This is a genomic window from Bacillus sp. DB-2, from assembly GCF_003315125.1.
In the GTDB taxonomy this organism is placed as follows: domain Bacteria; phylum Bacillota; class Bacilli; order Bacillales; family Bacillaceae_G; genus Bacillus_A; species Bacillus_A mycoides.
Genome location: NZ_QNRN01000009.1, coordinates 133,178 through 154,106, shown reverse-complemented (window position 1 = coordinate 154,106; position 20,929 = coordinate 133,178). Strand labels below are relative to the sequence as shown.

The following is a 20,929-nucleotide window of genomic DNA, read 5'->3' as shown; positions in this document are numbered from 1 at the left end:
CAACATTTCAAAAATATGCAGAGACATTTAAATTGAAAGCTGTACATTTGTATAAAAATGATGGACGGAGCTATGATGCGATTGCTAAAGAACTACGAATGCCAATTGCTACTCTATTGAAAATGTGGGTAAAACAAATTCCCAATGGTAACGCACTTTCTCCATATTCACTTATCCAATGATAAAGAGCATTCGAATGGATAGATAATTCTTTTGAAACCTCTTTCACAAACATATTCTCTTCCAATAGTAATTGGACTACAGCCAATTTAAATTGACGATTATAGACTTTTCTACTCATAAACTGAATCACCTTTTTCTTTTAACTTAGTGTGCAATTTATTGTAGCATCTCCAATCCTTTTTAATTCCAGTGATATCTATAATGATTAAGGTATGTCATATATTTCTTTATCTCTTGTTTCAACTCAGTAAAACACTCGTAAGGTTTTATATATGCTTTATCTTTCAGATAGTCCAAAAACGATTCTTGTGGTGATTTATCCCAACAGTTTCCTCTTTTTCACTAATTTATGGTGGGTAGGACTTGTGTAGTGAGAATCTTAATCAGATTACCATATTCATGAACAGATACATCCAATTATTAATATCTTAATGAATACGAGATAGAAGAAGAGTAATTTCAATTTCTATTAATGTTTCATGAAGTACTGGATATCTAACCACATTAGTATGGCGAGGGTTTAGTTTTTTAAAAATTAAGAATAGTCAGTCTTGATTGTATCAATTTACTATATATTACATTTATGTAAGTATTGTTATAAGAGCATTTTTTAAAACTTTCCCCTAATAAAGTTTTGAAAGAGTTGTCTCAGTATTCTCCATGTTGTAAATATGCCAAGAAAAGAGAATCCATTTGGGTTCTCTTTTTCTTTTAAATTTGAGTCCTTAACCTCAAATTTAAAAGACGCATTAATAATTGTGATAATTTAACAGAAAAATCACCTTAACATACAGCAAATACAAAAAAGACCGGATATAATATCCCGGTCTTTACTTATTATTGATTAATTGAATTTTCACAATATTTCTTTGCAATTGCACTTGCCATATCAATTGCCCTTTGTAGAGTAGCGTGTTTAGAACTAAAATCATAAGGCTCAAATCCAAATTCTTCATAAATTTCAAAGGAGATGCTTGTTACAAGTCTATACTTTGAAGGGATAGCTTCATTATCAATTGTTAAATGGAAATCATAACGATCATCAAAACATAATAGTTCAACTTTGAATGTATTATGTGTGCTTGCTTGGCGAAATTGATAATACTCAACTGGATATAAATAATCACCTTCATTTTTGTAGTTAAAGTCTTTAAAAAAAATCTTAATCAACGCCCCTCGTGTGTTTTTTGGGGATATTCCCTATTTTTATCATAAACTCTTACCTATTACAAAGTACATAATTATTAGATTTATTATTTATAGGTGTTTCAAAAACAATGGTTTTTGATAATTGTGAAATGAACAAAATTTAATCTTTGCAAATCGCTTAACTACGTTATCAAAACTATTGTCAAAATCATATTAACTTTAACTCCCCTTTATGATAAAATTATCTTGTAAAGGTTAGGTGATTTCATGAATTCATACATTTATGGCTACGCAAGGGTAAGTACTCAACAACAAGATTTGATTCGTCAACTAGACATGCTTCAAAATTATAACTGTACTGAAATTTTAACTGAAAAAGTAACAGGTACGAAAAGTGATCGTCCAGAGCTTACTCGATTAAAAGATAAAATTAGACCAGGTGATACATTAGTTGTTGAAAGCTTTTCTAGATTAGGAAGAAGTACCAAAGATTTAATTGAACTTGTTGATTTTTTTGAGAATAAGGGAGTTAAGCTAATTAGTATCAAAGAGCAATTTGATACTAATACACCTCAAGGAAAATTAATGTTAACAGTATTTCAAGCATTCAGCCAGTTTGAAAGAGACTTAATTTCTCAACGTACACAAGAGGGACTTGAAAGTGCAAGAGCAAGGGGGAGAGTCGGTGGACGTCCTCGTGTTAAGGATAGCTTCATTCAAAGGGCATTAAAGTTATATGATTCTAAAGAATATAGCATACAAGAAATTGTAAACATGACAGGTATTAGTCAGGCTACGCTTTACCGATACATACGAAAAAATAAATAAACTGAAAAAGATGAATTTGCTTATATAAAGAATTATATTATAAAATAGTAAGAAGAATAGAAAGACAGGGAGAGGAAACCCATGTCCACAAAATTAGTAAATTTACGTATTGATTTCGCTTTTAAACAGTTATTCGGAACGAAGGGAAACGAAGAGATTTTAACTGGATTTCTAAACGCTATCCTAGAAGAATCTTTAGATGTACCTATTGTATCTCTACAACTAGAAGATCCACATCTTCATAAATCTTATGAAGATGATAAGTTATCCATATTAGACTTATTAGCAACACTAGATAACGGAACACAAGTTAATATCGAGATTCAATTACGGAACACACATGATATGGTCAAACGCTCTTTATATTACTGGAGTAAACTCTATACATCCCAAATGCAAGAAGGGATGCCGTATCGTTCACTACGGAAAACAATTACCATTAACTTATTAGATTTTATATTATTCTCCCAGGATGATTCATTTCACACCATAGGACAATTATGGAATCCCCAAAAGCAACAGATACTAAGCGATGATATTGAAATTCATTTTGTAGAAATTTCAAAATTGGTCAAACAATGGCGTGAAGAAAAAGTAAATCCATGGGAAAATGCATTTGTTCGCTGGATGTTACTATTACCAGCACATGAAGATGAACATTTAACTCAAACATTGGAGGAGATTGCAATGAATCAAGATCCAATTTTACAAAAAGCGATGAATAAGTGGGAAAATATGAGCCATGACTCTTCTTTCCGAACAGCTTATGAAGCTCGTGAAAAGTTACTTCTAGATGAGCAAGCTAAGTTAGCACATGCTCGAGAAGAGGGCTTAGAGGAAGGCATTGAAAAAGGTATTGAGAAAGGGAAAATTCAATTAATTCGTGGTATGCATAAAAATGGTATGCCATTAGAAGACATTGCAAAATTCACAGGTCTAAGTACAGAAGAAATACGAAAATTACTATTGTAATACGTATTATTACAAAAACTTTGCGAAAAATATCGCAAAGTTTTTTATTTAGTCCTTTAAACATCAACTCCTTAAAATGTTTTTCCTTTTTTATACAGTTCGCTTTTAATTTATATTAGTGTGATTTTAAAAGTAAGTTGTACCGTTGGTAAAAAGTTTGATTAAAAATCCTATATAAGGGTTCACCATATATCATAAAGTTTACTATGTAAAAATGTTATATTCTTAAATACATCGTAGACTTTCTAATCTAATTATTGCTCTTTATGCTATAAAACAAGACTTCATAACAGAATAAAATCATATTCTCCTATAGCTATAGTAAAAAGTTTTCATATTAAATATTGGTAATTTTCTGCATAAATATTATCAATTTACATTTTTTTGTATTGATGCTAATGTGATTGTAATGCGTATCGTTCGCAAAAATATAATGATTTGCAATTATATGAAAAACACCCTTGTCTACTACAAATAATTGTATATTATTTGTGTACCATAATTATTTAAGGGGGATTAAAAATATGAAACGATTTAATCATAATTTAGACATAAAAAAATTAACAGGGATTGCATTAGCGAGTGCTATCGGTTTTAGTGGTCTTGGTGTTTTGGGGACGAGTGTAAGTGCCGCTGAAAATACAAATTATGTAACTGTAAACCAAGGAATTAAAGCTGAAGATATGTCTATGAGACAATTACAAGATGCTGTACAACAAAAAAATGACCCTTTTATTAATCAAGTTAAAATATTCATAAATAAGCATTTTCAAGAATCTGAATTTTTATGGGGGAAAGTAAGTAAACAGTTAAAAATTGATATAGTCGATTTATTGGTAGGAAATGAAAAAGATTACTCCAAGAAAGTCGATGCTGGCCTTAAAAATCATTTTAAAGAAGTACCCGCTTTATTAAAATTAGCTAGCCCTGGATTCGTAAAAGATTTAATTAAATTACTAGATTACTTACCAGAATAAAATGCAGCTATATTTTTAGAAGAAACTCATTCGAATTGGAAGAGTGGAGAAATAACAGCTGTTATCTTTATGGAAAAGTTAGAACTAAAGAAAAACACACTTTATAAAATAATGAAAGAACATAGAGAAGCAACGTAACATCTATCTTATAAGAATTGCTACTTTACTCCTATTAGTAAGTAAGCAGGTACTCCCATGAATTATCCAAAATAAAAAAGTCAAAGCCATGTGGTATACATGGCTTTGGCTTTTTTATTGTATTAATCTTCATCTAATGTATTATGGTTATTCTTATAAACGTCCGTAGAAGTTCTGTTTAAATTTGTTATATGTGTTTCCTCACCAAATTCAGTACTATAATTAGGTTTTCCATATTCTTTACGATTCATCTCTTGATTCGCATCTTTCATCGGTTGAAACAACTGTGTTAAGCACATTAATCCACTTAGTCCAACAAGAGCAAAGATTACTCTTGCTAAAAAGGCATTCTGTCCACCAAATATTGTTCCTACTAAATCAAACTTAAAGAAACCAATTAGCCCCCAATTAATAGCACCAATAATAACTAAAGCTAAGGCAATTCGCTGTATAGTTCTCATGGATATAACACCTCCTTCTGTCTCAACTTTTAAAACTATGTACAGGAATACTATGTATTATTCCTGCTTGAATCGTTAGCTTTCATCTTCATTTAAAGTGATAGCCCATAATTCAACATAATTACATTCAAATGCCATAATATAAACTTTGACAAATATTTTAATGTTTTTATTGTTTAGTACTGCCATAAGACTGGATGATATTACGGTTATCTGTACTGTAATACTTAATATGGGTACTTTTTGCATCATATTAGCTATCATGTTAGTTGCTAGGATTCAATCTTATCATTAGAAATTAACAATGGTTTCATACACAAAATATCTAATACATACTGAATTTATTATTTTTATTTCTACAAGGGCTTCTTTATATTACAGAAATTAACCTTTCCTAAAACGGCTTGCTTCTTCTATTTTGCATAATATACAGCAGTACGTTCATACTACATATGAGCCGTTAAAAAGCTCATATAAATGGCTAACGTTTCATAACAAGTGGACAAAGCAGACAGTTTATTGAACTGACTGCTTTGTTTATTTTTTATATTTTATCTGCCTTTTTTCTTGGTTGGAAACCAGCTTGCCTTAGGGACTCATTCCAACTGCCAAAATACCTTACATATGTGGATAAGGCAGGCATATTAGGATCTTTTAATATTTCTTTGGCAGTCGGTAATTTTTGATAGGCATGAGCCCATTCCTTTAGCCTGGATAACAAAATCCTTCTTGTATACATATTGAGCATGTAACCGCCTTTTCATAGTTCTTCATTTATGAATTACTTTAATAAATCAAAAAAATAATACATACTGAAGATATTAAAAAGGCAAGCATCAAAATGTGCTTGCCCTTTCTTCTAACGACGATGTTCCACAAGATCAATTACACCTAAAACAACGTGAGCTAAACCAAATCCAAATACTGTATTTGCAATCATCTTATTGGATCCACGAGTTTGCTTCAAAGCATAGCCCGCAGCTGTAACTGCTGTACCTAATGTAGTCGGAATTAATCCTTCACGAATATTCATAGTAACGTCCTCCTAGTATCGCAGTTAGTAATACTGCTTTAATACTTTGGAATTAAAGTACTAAAACAAGTATTAGTATTTTCCTGTCTTGTGAAAATATGTGGAGTTATTTTAAATATCTTCTTTTAATTATGATACAGCGTAACTAAAAATGTTAATACATAAGTTGTTTTAATACATTTACATGTTCCCTATCTTTATCTAAAATATCATGTATTAACATATGACTTTCTGGATCTAAATCACCTTGTACAATTTCTTCTGATATTTGAACACCATAATAACCTTCGCCCTTTAACGCGCTACTTACAGTTCCTTCTGTTGTATCTGGTACTGTAAATTGACTTATCAAACCTTGAAGAGAGCCAACTATTCCTTCATTATCAACCGGAACTCCTCCAAGATTTTGTATTCTTTCTGCTACTTTTAAGGCATGTTGTTTGTGATCTTGTTGTATTTTTTGAAATTCCTTTTTTATTTCTGGATCTTTTAGCTTCTCTATATAATGCTCATAGGCATGAATACCCATGTACTGCCCTTTTAGAAAGGCATTTAATGTATTGACTACACTCTGTTTTTCCATATCATCACTTCCTTTTTACGTTATCCTTTTACAGAAGTCGATCGATTATCCATACGTGTGTACAATACTATTAGTTAATTTTTTGTTATATCGTGCCTCTAAATCCTTTCTCCTCTTTCACTCACTTTGAAATAAATATCATTTATGTTTAATCACTTCCCATTAGGTTCATACTAACTTTTGTTTAAAAAATATGAGAAATGGAGTTGGATTAAATATGGAATTTGAAGGTAGAAATTCTACTGAATCTTCACTTCTTCATTATAAATATGGTCTGGGTTTATTTACTGAGAAGATGCCTAAACTAGCTGAACAATTTAATTCCTTTACAGAGGAATGCTTTAAAGAAGGCACCTTATCCAAAAAACAAAAACAGTTAATTGCTCTAGGTATTAGCCTTTATTCTCAGGATGAATATTGTATCATTTATCACATTAAAGGATGTCTAGATCAAGGAGCTTCAGAACAGGAGATCTTTGAGGCGGTGGGAGTGACAGCTGCATTTGGTGGTGGTGGCACTATGAGTCAGGCAGTAACTCTTGTACAAGAATGTATGCAAGAGTTACTGCAGTAATAGGAGTATCATCATGGATTGAGGAATTTGTTACTATTCTCTTATTAACATAAGAGAATAGTAACGTGCTTTTAACTTCAAAAATAGTCTCAATCCTTAAGTTGATGGATGAGTGGCGGGCCCCCTTTTACAAGGTGATTTTTATAATCTACATTTTGTTAAATTAATCCTTTTTAATTAAGAGGTTGATTTATAAGTATTACATATGTAATACTTTATTCATATGGATTACACGTGTAGTCAGAAAGGGGATATATATCTATGAAAAAGTTACCTAGAATTTCAGAGGCAGAACTAGAAGTCATGAAAGTATTTTGGACCCAAATAACACCACTAAGTGCAAAAGAGGTGGTGGAGCATCTTAAAGAACAAAATGATTGGAGTCCTAAAACAATTCGAACATTAATGAATAGATTAGTAAAAAAAAATGCGCTTTCTTGTAATCAAGAGAATAAAAGAATGTATACATACACAACTTTAATTTCACAAGATGCTTATTTACAAGAGGAAACAAAGTCATTTCTAAAGCGGTTTTATGGGGTTGCTTTGAAGCCTTTACTTGTGAATTTTATAAAAGAAGATAAGCTCTCTTCTGAAGATATTCAGGAGTTGAAACAAATTTTGGATGAAAGAAGCGAAGTTAATAAAAGGAAGGATAAATAATTATGCTGTATGCATTTTGGAATATTTACCTTCCAGTAACGTTTGAGTGGATTATAGACACTTCCGTTATGGCAAGCATATTAATTATCTTACTATTATGCTTGAAAGTGGTACTAAGGAATCGATTGACAGCAAGATGGCACTATTTGATCTGGTTTATCCTTATGATACGATTAATTTCACCTTGGTCTCCAGATAGTTCCTATAGTATATATTCGTTACTTTCAAAAGAAATTAAACCAATTCATTCCGTTTTACTGAAAAATCCAGAAGGGGTAGAAGGAGTGAATAGTACAGTAAATACAACATCTGATTTTACTGTACACAATTCGCAAGAATCTAATACTAATGTTACAGATGATACGAATCATGGCCCTAAGTATGAGACGTCACCGATATCAGTTTATGAAACGATTTCCTATATCTGGTTATTGGGAATTCTATGCTGTATTTTAGTAACGTTAGTTGTGAATAAAAAACTATCTCTCTATATACGAAAACAGCCCCTTATAACAGATAAAAGAATCATAGATATCTTTAATAGCTGTAAGCATGAAATGAAAATTAAAAAAAACATTCCGCTAATTTTTGCTGGTAAGCTTCCCAGTCCAACACTTGTCGGGATAAGAAAACCTTGTATTTTACTTACAGAAAAACATATCGATACGTTAAATGATAATCAATTAAGATTTATTTTTTATCATGAATTATCTCATTATAAACGAAAAGATGTGGGAATTAATCTGATTATGCATCATCTAGTGATACTGCACTGGTTTAATCCAATTATTTGGTATGCTAGCAAGTGTATAAGAGAGGATCAGGAAATTGCATGTGATGCACTAGCTCTTACATATGTAAATTCAGAAGATAATTTGGAGTATGGACATACCATTATCGCCTTATTGGAGCAACGTACGAATTGTTATCCAATACCAACAGTAGCAAATTTAAGTCGAAATAAACATAATTTAAAAAGGAGAATTGTAATGATTAAAAAGTTTAATAAAAAATCGTATCGCTTGTCAGCTTTGGGGATAGTGTGTGTAATTGGAGTATCTACATTCGCTTTAATGAATGCAAAGGCTGAAGAATCTTCTTCAAAAAAAGCAGAGTCACAAATTATAAAATCCGGTGAACAAAGTACGGAAAAACAATTAGTAAAAAATAAAGAAGGTAATCAATCTGAGCAAAAGAAAACGGAACAAGGGAATGAAAGTGAGAAAAATATTTCCCTTGAACAAAGTGACGTAGTAAGGGGGGATAATACAGGTGAAAGGAATGAATTGATAAGACATCAAGAAGGGCGTACTGATATGAAGAAAGGTATTCCTGTAACACTTAAACTTACAGAAAAGCAAAGACAGTCTCTTATTGATAGAGGGTTCCCTAAAGAGCAAACGGCTGAAGAATTTAAATCAACAAATCTTGTCCTAGTATCTTTGGTGAAATCTGTAGTCAATGAAGAGGGAATTGCAGTTCGTCCACCTCATGTTGGAGAAGTGGATGTAATACCTGCGGAGGAATACGAAACAAAATATGGAAAAACGTACTATGTCTACTTCCAGGCATGGAAGTAGACTGAAGGTTTATAAAATAGTAAAAATGTTATCTGAAATTGAATATCTAGATGTAAAAATGCTAGTTGAAAATAAAATAGTTTAATTAAGGGAAAGAATAAAATGATTATTAGAGTAATGAAGAGGATTATTAAATTAATACAAGCGAAAAAAATAATAAAAGAACGTTATATAACTTCATCTGTTGTAACAATTTTTAAAGTTGATAAATTTGAGTATGGATACGCTGCAGTAAGCCAAGAGCACATTCATTTATTCAAGTATGATAAGGAAAAGGAAGATGTTGTAAGGGTTCAAGCTTACCAGCTAGCGGAGTTTGACAGGGTAACTATTGAACATTTTGCTTTTAAAACACTCATGAAATTTATTGGTACAAATCGTACATTTATATTCACACCAATGCAACACTTTAAGGGTATAGAACATTTAATCCACTCCATTCCTTCTATCCAAGTTGTTACAATAAAACGCATATGGTTTCGTAAAATTATAGGATTCCGTTCCCTGCATAAATGGAAAATGTCTTTAGCTGTTATAGGTTATATACTGATCTCTGTCATGAGTATTAATCTCATTATGAATGAAGGAGAGAGCGATTCTAAAAAAGAAAAGCAAACATTAACAGCTAATCAGCAAATATTGGAAAATAGAATAAAAGGTGTTGTAGATCAAGTAATTGGACAGAAAAGGCTTATTAAATTAGAAATTAAAAAGGATATGAATTCAAAAGAAGCGGATAAACAAATAATTAATTTATCCTTACAAAGTAGGGAAGGTGTTACATTCTCAGATATAAAACATAGCATTTTAGATGACACGGCTAATATGTTATATAACTTAGCTTCTGATAGAGGTATTAATCAAATCAATTTCTCTTGGAAATTGCCACCGATAACAGAAAATACAAGTTTGAGAAATAATGCTCTAAAAATAACTTTTGATTATAAAGGAATACAAAAATACAGGCATGGGGCAGGTAATGAAAAAGAATTAACTAAGATAGCAATTAGGTACTGGAGCCATCCTAGTTTAGATGAATAAGAAAAAATAAAAAAGAATATAGATATTAAACCCTATAGAATAGACATTTGAAAAAGGGCTTTTCTATAGGGTTTCTCTTATATTATAAGAGAAAATTGAAAATAACAAAAAAAGTTGCAAAAAAAAATTAAAATTCTATTAAGTAACCTGTACATAAAGTTTGTAAGCGAAAAAGGTATATATTCGTTCAAATAAAGGGAATCACTATACAAGTCTGACTTAACAAAAGTTACCCCTATTATCGAGTTTTTATCTTGAAAGCAACGGATATATTATCATACATGTCAATCAATATGCTAAATTACATATCTAAAAAAGTATAATTTGTTAACATTTTCAAAATAAGGGTTATTCTTATAAAATTCTGTTAATATCAAACTTGTACCTATATAGAAAGAAGGGGATGTTTATATGTTTAAAAAAGTTATATTAGGGATATCATCATTAGCAATGGCATCGGTAGTTGGTTTAGGAATGGCATCGGAGGCATCTGCAGGACCAGCGGCACCTCTAACTTCTTTAAGTGTAGTGAAAGTAGAGTCACAATTGGGTGGGGTTGAATACATTACTCCTAATAGTTTTAGTACAACTAAAGATCATGGGGGAAGTTACTTATATGTTTACACAAAAGAAATAGGGTATGGCCAGTTTCCTTTTGCTAAAATGAATGGATTTGATGTGAAAAATATTGGTTCACAAATAATTGGTGGTAATCCTATTGTAGGTTGGGAATATAAATGGGATGCATCAAATCATCAAGAAGGGACTTTTGAATATCAAAAGACTTCAATAAACTATCCAAGAGATACGTGGCGTACTTCACTATATATTAAATAGTCAGTTTTATATATTCGTAGCATAAAAATCCCTGCACCTTGTGTGGGGATTTTTTCATAAAGAAAAGACACCCTAAGGTGCCTTCCTCCGACTTGAACCACTTTACTTTTAATAATATGTTTTGGACTTCTATCCAAATACAATTTTATCATATTTTCCGAAAAATAAAAGCGGATTCAATAACCTGCTTAATGGTTTTATATCACCATTTACTTGTGGAAGGAAATCGCCTTTAGCGTATATAGGAAAGAATAGTATTGGAGCTGAGTTTCCTGGCTCATCATAGTACTTCTTAGCTTTCTCTAAAACTTCTCTCTTACTAAATGGGGTAGTGACAGAGTAGTTGTCATAGACCGCAAAATAAGTAAGGTTGAACCAACAGTAGCCTTAAAACCACCTATTATCATAATTAATATAGAAGAAACTTATTCTAAATGGAGAAGTGGGGAAATAATAGCTATTATATTTACGGAAATGTTAGAGCTAAAGAAAAATACGTTTTATAAAATAATGAAGGAATGTGAGAGAAAAAAGTAGCATCTTTCCTATGGAAAATCCAATTTTTCCCTAGCTGAAAGAATCCTGGTTTTTTTGCACCAGAACAGTATTATATATATCGAGAAAAAATAAAAGACAACTCTAATTAAGAGCTGTCTTTTTGTGTAATAAATTTCACAAAATCTGAAGATATACAAACGACTATAATACATTATGGTTATTATTATAACAAAAACGAATAGTATTTTGAATAAAAAATATTTGAATGAGTTTTTGAGCTTTTTGTTAACAATGTTCAAAAATAAACTTTTTGTAAAGGTTTTCTTTGAATATGATTATTTATTTTAAAAATATAATCATGATTATTGTATTTCAATGGTTTCCTTATAAACCTTAGCTATATATTTAATAAAATCAATGACGGGATAGTGTATGAGTGAACGGTGCTGCGCAAATAGAATCCCTTCTTTTTCCATTTCGAAAATGAGTTGTTCCATTTTCAACTCTTTTTGTTGTATCTTATTAAAATTTTGGTATACAATGTTTTTCCATTGATAGGATGAACCATGAAAATAACTCTCTCCTTTTACCCTGTGACTAAATATTATTTCTATTTTTTCTCTACGTTGTTTTTCCTTCATATGAGCTTCCGTTGACTGCATGTTTATCGCCTCTTCCCTTGGAGCTGTATACTGTTTCCAAAAATAAGGTCTAACTCATCATAGCTAATGTACAGTAATCTTGTTGGGAATTATCGTTTAAGGCTATCTCATCAACTGTATTTGTTTTTCAAGCGCTTAATCTAATAAATTGGATCTTACGTCTAAATAAGTTGATAATGTGTATAAAATACTATCAATCTTTATTTAACAATAAATAGAAAAACTCCATTTTGAAAAAAGATTGATCAAAATGGAGTTTCTTTTATAGCTAGGTACGAGTTTTTTATAAAAAAGTTTGATTATTTTAATACTCCTTATTGTACTAACGCACTTGTAATAAATAGTTTCTCAACACATTAATGCTCCTTATGCCTTTTCAATGAAAATTCATAGCGCATTGTATGTCTTACATCTTTGAATCCTTGCTTTTCATATAAAGTAATAGCGCCAATATTTTCAGATAGTACATTTAACTCTAAGTAATCTAAATTTCGATTTTCAGCCCATTTTTTTGCTTCTAATAACAAAGCGGAACCAATTCCTTGATTTTGATATTTGGTTCCAACAATTATATCAGTAATAAAAGCGTATTTATGTTCAACCAAACACTTATAGGATGGTGTGATTAGTTCTTGAATAAGTAAAAAACCTACTGTACCATTATCGATTTCAGCTATTAAAATATCCGAATCCTTTTCATTGATTGTCTTCCTGATAAACTCTACATCCTGCTTAGCAGGCTTTATATATTTCGGCTGAAAGTTTGACATTTTTAAAGTATCCCTTTTTATATGAAAAAATCATATAAAAACATAGCGCTCTTAAGGAGTTTTGTTACAAATTTATTATGTTGGGCTTAAAAAAAGGAAAGTAATATTTATTTGTAGAAAATTTTTAAGGATAAAAATGAATGTAAAAATAGGATGACTATCTATGATAAGAAAAGGGGCCACTTATATATGCTAACCAATGATTTAGATTTCCGATTAGAACCACGTTTAAAAGAACTGTATGAACAACATAAAATAAGAGCGCAAAAGATAGACTGGGGGTATCATGAGTTTTTACCTTGGGATAAGGGGATGGACTTTAAAAGAGTTCCTTGGGATGAAAGCCAAGTTACTCTTCCTTCTGGTGTAATTACAGCTATTGAAACAGCTTTATTAACAGAAGTAAATTTACCATGGTTTACAACGTATTTATCTGCAACTTTTAAAGGATCCCTTTCTGTTATTACGGACTTTATTCATACTTGGACTTCAGAAGAAGATCAACATTCGAATTTGTTGGAGACATATTTACTACTGACTCGAAGTGTGGACCCTAAACGATTACATGAATTAAGAAAGTCAGTCGTTGAGGGTGGATTTGAACCTGATTTTCACACACCAATCGAAGCAATGACATATACGACCCTACAAGAACTTGCAACGATGGTGTTTTACAATAATGTAGCTAAGGTTGCAAGTAAGCATGATCCAGATCTTGCTACATTATTACGCCGTCTTGCAAAAGATGAAACTCTTCATTATGCGTTTTATCGAGACGTCATTCGAACACATTTGGAATTGGAACCTAATTATTGCTATCATATTGCCAATGTGATTAAGAATTTTAAAATGCCAGGTGCCGTCATGCCTGATTTTGAAAATAGAATGGCTGTGATTGCAAAAGAAGCGAATTATGGACCACTACAATATTTTGATCAAGTACTTGATGTAGTGGTTGATTATTGGGGGTTAAAAGACTTACGCCCCATTGCACCCCTAGCTGAAAAAGCAAGAATTGAGATTTTGGAGTACCACACAAGATTGAAAAAAATACGGGATCGATTTGGTCGTTTTCAAGGGAAAACTGATCTATGTTAATTAATCGATATTTTAGGATGTATATGGGCAAATTGACCGTCCCTTTATTGAGAATCTGACACACTCCCTATTGTTTTGGGGGTGTTTTTATTTAATTTAATTTTTAAAGAAAAAAGTAGTTGACACTAAAAATAATTTTATGATATTATAAAATATTTGATAAAAAAACACATATATGTTAAGGTTAAGAAGGTTACCATATATGGAGGTGGATTATATGTTTCAAATTGGCGATAACATTGTTTATCCAATGCACGGAGCAGGTATAATTGAAGCCATAGAAGAAAAAGAATTCTCAGGGAAAAAACAACAGTATTTTGTTATAAAAATGTCAATCAGTAATATGCAAGTCATGATTCCTATGGGTAAAATATTAAGTTCGAGTATACGCCCAGTTACTGATATACTTGCATTAAAACACATTATACACATTTTTCAGCATGGAGAATCAGATAAATTATTGCCGTGGAAACAAAGGTATAAAGTGAACACGGACAAAATAAAAACGGGTGAAATACAAGAAGGTGCTGAAGTTGTACGTGATTTAATGCGTATGAAGAAAGAAAAGGCACTGAATACAAGCGAAAAAAAAATGTTGGATAACGCACATGAATTTTTGATTAGTGAACTGGGTTTAATTAAAGGGATCACTGAAAATCAATTAAAAAGTTTCTGTTAAGGTTCATTATAGATAATGTATTACATCCCCCGAAAATATCCTGAATTTTTCGGGAATATGATTATTATTAAAAGTAAATCATTTCAAAGACATTCAACTTCTTCAACTCACTTTTAGAGTAGGAACCTCTTTTGTTATTACTTCAATCTAATCCATTTTTATTTTTACATTTCTTTTACGAACGTTCGAAGTTTCATCAAATAACTCGATCAAATAGTCACTTGATTTTTGCAATCCTGATTCACACTGGCACGGACAAGGAGCCGTAAGGATGAAAGAGAGGTAGGGCTTTCATTGTTTTAGGTATATATATCTAAGTCATTATTTCTAGAAGAAAAAATAATCAATCTCATCTCTATCTTTAAGAATTTTCTACATTTACTGAGACAGTGAATAGTAATTGTTTATCTTCTTTTCATAAAAGAGATACGCGAGTTGGTAACATCTAAATATATGGTCAACGATACAAATTGATGGGATTTCTAGAACTAGAACCCATTTTTACAATTTATTTAACATAATAAGATGAAATGAAACAATAAGAAGGAGTGAAGATATGAAACGCATGCCAACGCAAGAATTAAGTAACGAGTTAAAGAAGCGGAAAGGGATTACTTCTATTAAGATTGAGTCTTATGAAAAAATTGAAGTTGGTGGAATTGTTGTAGATGGACCGGCTGTTATTTTAATTAATCAAGAATACCTAAAAATTGTTGAATGAAGAAAAGGATGATCCTTTACGAAAAGGGATGATCCTTTTTGTTTGCTGCAGCTAATATGGGATATACATAACTTTCATCTAATGTATTGGGGTTAAAAGGAAGGAGAGGGTCGGGATTATCATAGTGGTAAGCTTAATATTGGTAGGATTTCTTTTTATGTTATATAAATTAGTTGCTTAAAAAAACTAATTATTTGAACCGATAGATTGTTTTCTTTTTAAGGGCGAGATTTATTTTATAGGAAAATTGATAATTTTAAGGAGGAATTTAGATGTATGCAAGGAAACAACGCATAAAATACGAGAAGATGTCAAAGAACTATGAACGGATTTCTTTAGTTTCGTTGCTCCTATTAATTGTACTTGTTTGTAGTAGTGTAATTATCATAGGAGCTACAGGGGGGGAATATGGAGTGTTTTTGTTGGTAGCGATTTTACTTAACGCACGTATTACGAAAGAATCTCAAAAAAAGTATGAGCAGTATGCTAATAAAGGGCATATTTAAAATAACACATATTTTGAAAAGAACAACCTGAATGTACATTCAGGTTGTTCTTATATCATCACCTATTAACTAGCAAAAGGAACCTTATTAAAATGTTAGTTTCGTTCCTATAATGAATTATCCTTCTAGCATATTTAAAAGATTTACATCATATATTAAGAGAAAGAATGTAAGTTAGAAAGGAGTCTTATAGAATGAGTTATTTAGAGGGAAATGACTTGAGTGAACAAAATATGGTAAGTGTACCTAATCCCTACGTATATCAGACATTACAATCGATAATTGGTAAACATGTGGTTATTGAAACTGTAAGAGGCAATGTAAGGGGAGAGTTAAAGGATGTGAAACCAGATCATTTGCTTATTGAAGATACAGTACCATATATTGTACGCATTCAACAAATTGTATGGATTATGCCAAAACAATGATCAAATTACATCTAATTTGATTTATAACAAATTGGTTTCATAGACGACCAAATAAAAACACAGGGTTTTATCTCTGTGTTTCTTCAAATTTTCGTTTTTGGATATATGCTTGAGCATGAATAATTTCTTTCTGCAGTTCTTTTAATTCTTCCGTAGATCCCGTTTCAATCCTCATGTACGTAGTAACTAGACTAATCATCATATCCATCTTCTCTACTATATTTTGAATGACCTGTTCAGATTGCTCTTTTTTAGGGTGTTGTATTGCTATTAATACATTTTCTATATAATTGTTCTTTCTTTGCTGGATATCATAAATAAACTGTTTCGTGTTTGAGTTCATTTGTTTTCCCCCGTTTTGGATATATTTCCATTCTATCATATTTGAATGAAAAATATTGGATCCCCCTAAATTTACACCTGTCTCGCACATCTCCTTAAATATACAAACTAATCTAAATATGTCATTTTTGTGTCTAAACGTACAATTTTCTTTTTTTGATATGGTGACCCCATACCTCTCAAGCTAAGGTTTGGTATGGGTGGGAGAGTTGCAAGCAATTAATCATCAAATGAAAAAATCAATAAAAGCGATATATTTTGCGACTACAAGAGAAGAATTAGAAAGGGTAAAAGCAGAAATTGGAGCAAGACTTAAACTACTTGAGGAACAATTAGTGGCACAAAAGTCGGTCAATCGAAAACGAATAAACCAAAGAGGAGCAATTTAATATGTCGGTCTTTTTTATTTTGTATTAATTACGGCTTAGGTAAAGAAATATCTTTTACAAATTCACACTGAATAGGGTTGTCTCATAATATATAAAGATTGTTGTATTATTTTTTTAGAACAGGATGTGAATGTATGGAAGATGTATATGCAAAAATCGACAGCCTAAAAGCAGAGCAAAAAGAAATCATGCGAGATATTCGTAACTTGGAAACTCGTACAACTATAAATGAAAAAGATATTTCTACAATCAATAAGCAATTAGAAAAAATCAGTCTGAATACCACATGGATTTTACGAATTGTTATTAGCGCAATAGTTATGGCAGTTCTAGGGTTAATAATAAAAGGTGGTATTTAGGTTGTTTGTATAAAAGTATTTGCTATAGAGGGACAAGCGTCTCTCTTTTTATTTTGAAATGAGGTGGACAAAGTGGAAGAATGATAGGAAGTAAGAAGCGATGTTCAACAAGTTCTCAGTGTTATCAGCTTTGATGAGAAATATCATGTTGGGCATTTAACAAAACCTCTTAATCAGTTATGATTCTGATTCTTACAATGGTCTTAATTAGATTACAAAACGGAGTAATTGGAAAACAGGCGCGAATAGAGAGGGTAACTACAATTGAAGAGTTCAGGGGTAAGGGCTTTAATAGATAAATGTATTTATTTTATTCAAACCAAACTGAAGTTGAAGTAATGAACAGAGGTTTAGATAATTTTGTGGCAATTCCAATTAATGAAACAGTAGAAAAAATAAAATGGGACATGTCCAGATCCTCTTTTGTCAACATCTACCCCCCCCCTTAAAAAGTGAGGGAGGAGTTTTTCTGTACAGTTTAAAAATAATTAAAAACAAGAGGATGGTTAATAAAGTGGAATTGTTGTGAAAATAGTAGGATATATACTTTGAGGTGTATATCCTATAGAGGGATGATATTGTATGGTTTCATAATAAGGTATAGCGGGATGTTGATAGTATGGCATATGCTGCATTGCATGATATACTGCATGCATTGTTGATTGAGCTCCATGGGTTGTATAGACTGAGCCAATTGCCCTGTTTTTAATACAGTAAGGATTTATCATAATAATTCACCTCAGTTAATAATTAAATTGACATTTATATAATATGTCTAAAAACTAAACGCGGTCACATCAGGATTATGCAGATTTATAACGATAGTGAGATAAACCTAGTCATATCAAGTATTATCAATACAGGTATACTCTTTTGATAATATGGTTGTTTGACACATTATAAGGCTTTTGAATGTCTCATATACACTTATCAAAATTAAAAAACATCTTAACGTTGTTAAAATATGAGTATTCTCTAAACTAGAATCCTTTAAACGGGCCATTGAGCATTTTGGAGAATCTGAATTAGTATATAGGTTTTGGAACGATAAGTCCGGAAAAGGTAACTTGATTTCAAAGCATCCAGAATCCACTTAAAAAAGTAATAAAAAACACTCCTGAAAATTTTGTAATGCAGTTATAACTGGATAGCAATGGGTGCTACCCCATTATAAAATAAGAAAGAGTCCTGGATGTTCAGGACTCTTCACTACTTTAATTACTATTATGTATATATTTTTTTATTTCTCTCATGATCCTCCGCTTTAGTAACAACCCCTTCACGCAATGATGATTGCATGAAGATTTTTTGGAGGTTTACTTATTTTTTTGTCTCATTGACCCAGTTAATAATGTCCTGAATGACGTACTCGGGAACATTTGCAGGGATTTCATACTCACTAGGAAGACTTAAATCACCATCTCCTTCTGTAAAGGCATGGTTCAATTTCGGATATGTTTTGAACTGAATATTCCCGCGGTTTGAGAGTCCTTCTTGCCATCTTGTAAATTCATCTTTTACTGTTACTTGATAATCGCGTGCTCCTTGCAGAATCAATAATGATTCTTTAAGTGTTTTTGCTTCCTCAACAGGACGCCAGCGAGCAACATCATACATGAAATGCGGGGATGGATAATTGTAACCGGCTGGTGGGTGGTCTGGATCAAAAGTAGGATCCTGGTAATAGGCGAATTGTCTTTTTAGTTCATTGATTACTTCCTTTGGTGCCCCGAGGTATTGATACTGATCAATGAGCACATCAGTTATAGGTCGTGCGGGTGGTGCAAGTAATATACTGCCTCGAACAAGTGAAGAAGGTGCTTTGCTCAGTATACGCGGCATCGCGCCACCTCCTTGGCTATGTCCGAGAATGAAAATGTTACTTGGGTCAACGCCTTCCTGCTGCGCTGCTGATTTTGCTGCGTATATGGCATCTTCTGTTGTATCTCGGTCTAAGGTAATAGGTTCTTCACTCATCTTTAATGTGTGTTCTAAGGAACGTTTTTCATAGCGTAAGACTGCAATTCCGTTAGATGAAAGGCCCGCTGCAAGGTCTCTAAACAATTTTGTCCCCATGTTTGTACTATCACGATCATTCATACCAGAACCATGAACAAGAACAACAACGGGCACCTTTTCACCAGGCTTATGTTTCGGAATCGTTAACGTGGCTGGTAAAGGGTATGTAGAATTTCCAATTACGATTTCTCGTTCTTGATAGGAGGCAGGTCGATCATAGATAGGATGCGGTATGGCATATGTTTTTTTAGGTGTCCTTTGCCCAACTTCATCTACTTTCCCGCCTGGTGTGAATTTAAGCAAAACTGGAATCGTAGTTCCTTCGAACTCTATTGGAATCTCAACTGTCTGATGAACCAAGTTACGTTCTTTTACTTCTGCTGTTCCTATGTTTTTAATCCCACCACCACTACTTTGTGTCCACCAATCTTGCAATTTTTGTGCCGTAAACTTCGATTGAAAAGCAGCGGATGTTAATTGCAGGGCTTCTGCATATTTACCATGCTGGAGATATTCAAAAAATAATGTTGTACGATCGGTTAAAGTGATTTGTTTCTTTTCTACAGATTGTTCCGCGCGTGTATCCGCGTGAATAGGCGATGTAATTGGAAAAGATGAAACCCCTAAAGATAAGAGAAGGGTAATGGAAAGTGCTGATTTTTATATGTTCCGTTTTTTTGTCATGTTTTAACCTCCAAAATGCGATAGTAAGAAATTGGGGTGGTAATTAGTGGAATGGTTCCCTCTTGGAGTTTCGGTACATGTAAGGGGGAATCCTGCATAAATATCATAAAAAGCACGTTTGAAATAGTAGGGGATTATAGCAACGTATAGATACACGAACCCGCGATATACCATAGAAATCAATAGTTTTTCAGACAACTATTACAACCTCGTTATGATGTAGGGGAAGAAAAGCAATAAGAGATGGAGGAATAAGATGTAGAAATTTTTGTGGATGATTTCTACAATGTGTATCGCTTTAGGATTGGTAACAGGGTGTAGCAGCAAAGGTCACGTTTATACTCAAATAACATACGAGGATAAGGAGTTTGACCAGAAGATAGGAAGCGAAACAAAGGGAAATAATAATGAACAGGATAATTATGAAACCATATCCGTGCCTGTAAAAAAAGAAGAGTATACGGGTAAAATACAGCACCCAGAATTGATTGAGCAAACGATGAGGCCAGTACCAGGGGAAAATAAGAAGCAATACAAGAACAAAATCGTTAAAGCGACGATATCATTTGGTGGGAACTATGGTTAGTTATGTTGATACATACGAGTCATGTGGTGTGAGTTTTTATTGTAATCGTGTAATAGTAGGGAAAGGTAGGTTGCTGGAAACCCGCTGATATAAAGGTATCCACAATCAATTACTTATAATCAGTTTACATAACATATCTTATCAGAAGTTGTGGAAATTAAAGCGAAGT

25 protein-coding genes and 6 pseudogenes are annotated in these 20,929 nt (G+C 32.2%); 18 read left to right on the top strand and 13 right to left on the bottom strand.

What is annotated here, in order from left to right; genetic code table 11:
* Positions 1-70: 70 nt before the first annotated feature.
* From DET63_RS16925 to DET63_RS16915, 3 genes and pseudogenes are all read right to left on the bottom strand, one after another.
* Positions 71-301 (bottom strand): transposase, encoded by a 231-nt coding sequence (locus DET63_RS16925; protein ID WP_113937271.1) that lies wholly within the window; start codon positions 299-301, stop codon positions 71-73.
* Positions 302-363: 62 nt separating this feature from the next.
* Positions 364-559: pseudogene (locus tag DET63_RS16920) on the bottom strand (IS3 family transposase); the annotation flags it as partial.
* 461 nt (positions 560-1,020) lie between these two features.
* Positions 1,021-1,396: pseudogene (locus tag DET63_RS16915) on the bottom strand (hypothetical protein).
* Between the two features lie 203 nt (positions 1,397-1,599).
* Between DET63_RS16915 and DET63_RS16910 the strand changes: the two are divergent.
* From DET63_RS16910 to DET63_RS30945, 4 genes and pseudogenes are all read left to right on the top strand, one after another.
* Positions 1,600-2,157, top strand: a pseudogene (locus tag DET63_RS16910) (recombinase family protein); the annotation flags it as partial.
* Between the two features lie 84 nt (positions 2,158-2,241).
* Positions 2,242-3,132: an Rpn family recombination-promoting nuclease/putative transposase gene (locus DET63_RS16905; protein ID WP_113937270.1), complete on the top strand. Its 891-nt coding sequence runs from the start codon at positions 2,242-2,244 to the stop codon at positions 3,130-3,132.
* 524 nt (positions 3,133-3,656) lie between these two features.
* Positions 3,657-4,109 (top strand): hypothetical protein, encoded by a 453-nt coding sequence (locus tag DET63_RS16900; protein ID WP_113937269.1) that lies wholly within the window; start codon positions 3,657-3,659, stop codon positions 4,107-4,109.
* A 15-nt stretch (positions 4,110-4,124) separates the two neighbouring features.
* Positions 4,125-4,247 (top strand): annotated as a pseudogene (locus DET63_RS30945) (recombinase family protein); the annotation flags it as partial.
* Between the two features lie 122 nt (positions 4,248-4,369).
* Here DET63_RS30945 and DET63_RS16890 read toward each other — a convergent pair.
* The 4 genes from DET63_RS16890 to DET63_RS16875 form a co-directional block, all read right to left on the bottom strand.
* Positions 4,370-4,708, bottom strand: a complete 339-nt coding sequence (locus DET63_RS16890; protein ID WP_113937268.1) for a DUF378 domain-containing protein — start codon at positions 4,706-4,708, stop codon at positions 4,370-4,372.
* Between the two features lie 544 nt (positions 4,709-5,252).
* Positions 5,253-5,447: a homing endonuclease associated repeat-containing protein gene (locus DET63_RS30450; protein WP_220182451.1), complete on the bottom strand. Its 195-nt coding sequence runs from the start codon at positions 5,445-5,447 to the stop codon at positions 5,253-5,255.
* A gap of 120 nt (positions 5,448-5,567) precedes the next feature.
* Entirely contained in the window at positions 5,568-5,741 is a 174-nt protein-coding gene (locus DET63_RS16880; RefSeq protein WP_001025956.1) for a hypothetical protein, read from the bottom strand.
* 154 nt (positions 5,742-5,895) lie between these two features.
* The gene (locus DET63_RS16875; RefSeq protein ID WP_113937266.1) at positions 5,896-6,324 is read right to left on the bottom strand and encodes a ferritin-like domain-containing protein; all 429 of its coding nucleotides are present in this window, start codon (positions 6,322-6,324) and stop codon (positions 5,896-5,898) included.
* 217 nt (positions 6,325-6,541) lie between these two features.
* On the opposite strand from DET63_RS16875, the gene DET63_RS16870 reads away from it, so the two are divergent.
* From DET63_RS16870 to DET63_RS16850, 5 genes are all read left to right on the top strand, one after another.
* Positions 6,542-6,898, top strand: a complete 357-nt coding sequence (locus tag DET63_RS16870) for a carboxymuconolactone decarboxylase family protein (RefSeq protein ID WP_113937265.1) — start codon at positions 6,542-6,544, stop codon at positions 6,896-6,898.
* Between the two features lie 261 nt (positions 6,899-7,159).
* On the top strand, positions 7,160-7,561 hold the full coding sequence (locus DET63_RS16865) for a BlaI/MecI/CopY family transcriptional regulator (protein ID WP_113937264.1): 402 nt from the start codon (positions 7,160-7,162) through the stop codon (positions 7,559-7,561).
* Between the two features lie 2 nt (positions 7,562-7,563).
* On the top strand, positions 7,564-9,141 hold the full coding sequence (locus tag DET63_RS16860; protein ID WP_113937263.1) for a M56 family metallopeptidase: 1,578 nt from the start codon (positions 7,564-7,566) through the stop codon (positions 9,139-9,141).
* Between the two features lie 102 nt (positions 9,142-9,243).
* Complete coding sequence (locus DET63_RS16855; protein WP_113937262.1) at positions 9,244-10,182, top strand: hypothetical protein; 939 nt, start codon at positions 9,244-9,246, stop codon at positions 10,180-10,182.
* A 411-nt stretch (positions 10,183-10,593) separates the two neighbouring features.
* Positions 10,594-11,019 carry a DUF4879 domain-containing protein gene (locus DET63_RS16850; protein ID WP_113937261.1) on the top strand — a complete coding sequence of 142 codons (426 nt, stop codon included), beginning with the start codon at positions 10,594-10,596 and terminating at the stop codon, positions 11,017-11,019.
* Positions 11,020-11,148: 129 nt separating this feature from the next.
* Here DET63_RS16850 and DET63_RS30655 read toward each other — a convergent pair.
* A pseudogene (locus DET63_RS30655) lies at positions 11,149-11,343 on the bottom strand (hypothetical protein); the annotation flags it as partial.
* Between the two features lie 90 nt (positions 11,344-11,433).
* On the opposite strand from DET63_RS30655, the pseudogene DET63_RS30940 reads away from it, so the two are divergent.
* A pseudogene (locus DET63_RS30940) lies at positions 11,434-11,556 on the top strand (recombinase family protein); the annotation flags it as partial.
* A gap of 323 nt (positions 11,557-11,879) precedes the next feature.
* Here the strand turns inward: DET63_RS30940 and DET63_RS16830 are convergent.
* Both DET63_RS16830 and DET63_RS16825 read right to left on the bottom strand, forming a co-directional pair.
* Positions 11,880-12,179 carry a hypothetical protein gene (locus DET63_RS16830; RefSeq protein ID WP_113937259.1) on the bottom strand — a complete coding sequence of 100 codons (300 nt, stop codon included), beginning with the start codon at positions 12,177-12,179 and terminating at the stop codon, positions 11,880-11,882.
* A 356-nt stretch (positions 12,180-12,535) separates the two neighbouring features.
* Positions 12,536-12,949 (bottom strand): GNAT family N-acetyltransferase, encoded by a 414-nt coding sequence (locus tag DET63_RS16825; protein ID WP_235661811.1) that lies wholly within the window; start codon positions 12,947-12,949, stop codon positions 12,536-12,538.
* 189 nt (positions 12,950-13,138) lie between these two features.
* On the opposite strand from DET63_RS16825, the gene DET63_RS16820 reads away from it, so the two are divergent.
* The 5 genes from DET63_RS16820 (at position 13,139) to DET63_RS16800 (ending at position 16,381) form a co-directional block, all read left to right on the top strand.
* Entirely contained in the window at positions 13,139-14,047 is a 909-nt protein-coding gene (locus DET63_RS16820) for an acyl-ACP desaturase (RefSeq protein WP_113937258.1), read from the top strand.
* A 217-nt stretch (positions 14,048-14,264) separates the two neighbouring features.
* Positions 14,265-14,726: a CarD family transcriptional regulator gene (locus tag DET63_RS16815; RefSeq protein WP_002130368.1), complete on the top strand. Its 462-nt coding sequence runs from the start codon at positions 14,265-14,267 to the stop codon at positions 14,724-14,726.
* Between the two features lie 556 nt (positions 14,727-15,282).
* A complete protein-coding gene (locus tag DET63_RS16810; RefSeq protein ID WP_070169564.1) occupies positions 15,283-15,447 on the top strand; it encodes a BC1881 family protein in 165 nt (54 codons plus the stop codon).
* A 272-nt stretch (positions 15,448-15,719) separates the two neighbouring features.
* Entirely contained in the window at positions 15,720-15,953 is a 234-nt protein-coding gene (locus DET63_RS16805) for a hypothetical protein (protein WP_103945655.1), read from the top strand.
* A gap of 194 nt (positions 15,954-16,147) precedes the next feature.
* On the top strand, positions 16,148-16,381 hold the full coding sequence (locus DET63_RS16800) for a YuzF family protein (protein ID WP_113937257.1): 234 nt from the start codon (positions 16,148-16,150) through the stop codon (positions 16,379-16,381).
* Positions 16,382-16,448: 67 nt separating this feature from the next.
* Here the strand turns inward: DET63_RS16800 and DET63_RS16795 are convergent, their stop codons facing one another.
* A complete protein-coding gene (locus DET63_RS16795) occupies positions 16,449-16,724 on the bottom strand; it encodes a hypothetical protein (RefSeq protein ID WP_048560205.1) in 276 nt (91 codons plus the stop codon).
* Between the two features lie 199 nt (positions 16,725-16,923).
* On the opposite strand from DET63_RS16795, the gene DET63_RS16790 reads away from it, so the two are divergent.
* A complete protein-coding gene (locus tag DET63_RS16790) occupies positions 16,924-17,112 on the top strand; it encodes a glutathione S-transferase family protein (RefSeq protein WP_235661812.1) in 189 nt (62 codons plus the stop codon).
* Between the two features lie 134 nt (positions 17,113-17,246).
* The gene (locus DET63_RS16785) at positions 17,247-17,471 is read left to right on the top strand and encodes a hemolysin XhlA family protein (RefSeq protein WP_016093737.1); all 225 of its coding nucleotides are present in this window, start codon (positions 17,247-17,249) and stop codon (positions 17,469-17,471) included.
* 506 nt (positions 17,472-17,977) lie between these two features.
* Here the strand turns inward: DET63_RS16785 and DET63_RS30650 are convergent.
* Positions 17,978-18,199 carry a hypothetical protein gene (locus DET63_RS30650; protein WP_078178978.1) on the bottom strand — a complete coding sequence of 74 codons (222 nt, stop codon included), beginning with the start codon at positions 18,197-18,199 and terminating at the stop codon, positions 17,978-17,980.
* Between the two features lie 592 nt (positions 18,200-18,791).
* The gene (locus DET63_RS16770; protein ID WP_235661815.1) at positions 18,792-20,135 is read right to left on the bottom strand and encodes an alpha/beta hydrolase; all 1,344 of its coding nucleotides are present in this window, start codon (positions 20,133-20,135) and stop codon (positions 18,792-18,794) included.
* A 325-nt stretch (positions 20,136-20,460) separates the two neighbouring features.
* On the opposite strand from DET63_RS16770, the gene DET63_RS16765 reads away from it, so the two are divergent.
* Positions 20,461-20,760: a hypothetical protein gene (locus DET63_RS16765; RefSeq protein WP_258550633.1), complete on the top strand. Its 300-nt coding sequence runs from the start codon at positions 20,461-20,463 to the stop codon at positions 20,758-20,760.
* Positions 20,761-20,929: the final 169 nt, after the last annotated feature.

Excerpts from the sequence above, each read along its gene's own strand:
- DET63_RS16890 (WP_113937268.1), bottom strand. The coding sequence starts at position 4,708 with ATGAGAACTATACAGCGAATTGCCTTAGCTTTAGTTATTATTGGTGCT.
- DET63_RS16795 (WP_048560205.1), bottom strand. The coding sequence starts at position 16,724 with ATGAACTCAAACACGAAACAGTTTATTTATGATATCCAGCAAAGAAAG.
- DET63_RS16815 (WP_002130368.1), top strand. The coding sequence starts at position 14,265 with ATGTTTCAAATTGGCGATAACATTGTTTATCCAATGCACGGAGCAGGT.
- DET63_RS16900 (WP_113937269.1), top strand. The coding sequence starts at position 3,657 with ATGAAACGATTTAATCATAATTTAGACATAAAAAAATTAACAGGGATT.
- DET63_RS16805 (WP_103945655.1), top strand. The coding sequence starts at position 15,720 with ATGTATGCAAGGAAACAACGCATAAAATACGAGAAGATGTCAAAGAAC.
- DET63_RS16820 (WP_113937258.1), top strand. The coding sequence starts at position 13,139 with ATGCTAACCAATGATTTAGATTTCCGATTAGAACCACGTTTAAAAGAA.
- DET63_RS30650 (WP_078178978.1), bottom strand. The coding sequence starts at position 18,199 with ATGATAAATCCTTACTGTATTAAAAACAGGGCAATTGGCTCAGTCTAT.
- DET63_RS16880 (WP_001025956.1), bottom strand. The coding sequence starts at position 5,741 with ATGAATATTCGTGAAGGATTAATTCCGACTACATTAGGTACAGCAGTT.
- DET63_RS16870 (WP_113937265.1), top strand. The coding sequence starts at position 6,542 with ATGGAATTTGAAGGTAGAAATTCTACTGAATCTTCACTTCTTCATTAT.
- DET63_RS16925 (WP_113937271.1), bottom strand. The coding sequence starts at position 301 with ATGAGTAGAAAAGTCTATAATCGTCAATTTAAATTGGCTGTAGTCCAA.
- DET63_RS16800 (WP_113937257.1), top strand. The coding sequence starts at position 16,148 with ATGAGTTATTTAGAGGGAAATGACTTGAGTGAACAAAATATGGTAAGT.
- DET63_RS16860 (WP_113937263.1), top strand. The coding sequence starts at position 7,564 with ATGCTGTATGCATTTTGGAATATTTACCTTCCAGTAACGTTTGAGTGG.
- DET63_RS16905 (WP_113937270.1), top strand. The coding sequence starts at position 2,242 with ATGTCCACAAAATTAGTAAATTTACGTATTGATTTCGCTTTTAAACAG.
- DET63_RS16855 (WP_113937262.1), top strand. The coding sequence starts at position 9,244 with ATGATTATTAGAGTAATGAAGAGGATTATTAAATTAATACAAGCGAAA.
- DET63_RS16765 (WP_258550633.1), top strand. The coding sequence starts at position 20,461 with ATGTGTATCGCTTTAGGATTGGTAACAGGGTGTAGCAGCAAAGGTCAC.
- DET63_RS16875 (WP_113937266.1), bottom strand. The coding sequence starts at position 6,324 with ATGGAAAAACAGAGTGTAGTCAATACATTAAATGCCTTTCTAAAAGGG.
- DET63_RS16850 (WP_113937261.1), top strand. The coding sequence starts at position 10,594 with ATGTTTAAAAAAGTTATATTAGGGATATCATCATTAGCAATGGCATCG.
- DET63_RS16785 (WP_016093737.1), top strand. The coding sequence starts at position 17,247 with ATGGAAGATGTATATGCAAAAATCGACAGCCTAAAAGCAGAGCAAAAA.
- DET63_RS16810 (WP_070169564.1), top strand. The coding sequence starts at position 15,283 with ATGAAACGCATGCCAACGCAAGAATTAAGTAACGAGTTAAAGAAGCGG.
- DET63_RS16825 (WP_235661811.1), bottom strand. The coding sequence starts at position 12,949 with ATGTCAAACTTTCAGCCGAAATATATAAAGCCTGCTAAGCAGGATGTA.
- DET63_RS16830 (WP_113937259.1), bottom strand. The coding sequence starts at position 12,179 with ATGCAGTCAACGGAAGCTCATATGAAGGAAAAACAACGTAGAGAAAAA.
- DET63_RS16865 (WP_113937264.1), top strand. The coding sequence starts at position 7,160 with ATGAAAAAGTTACCTAGAATTTCAGAGGCAGAACTAGAAGTCATGAAA.
- DET63_RS30450 (WP_220182451.1), bottom strand. The coding sequence starts at position 5,447 with ATGTATACAAGAAGGATTTTGTTATCCAGGCTAAAGGAATGGGCTCAT.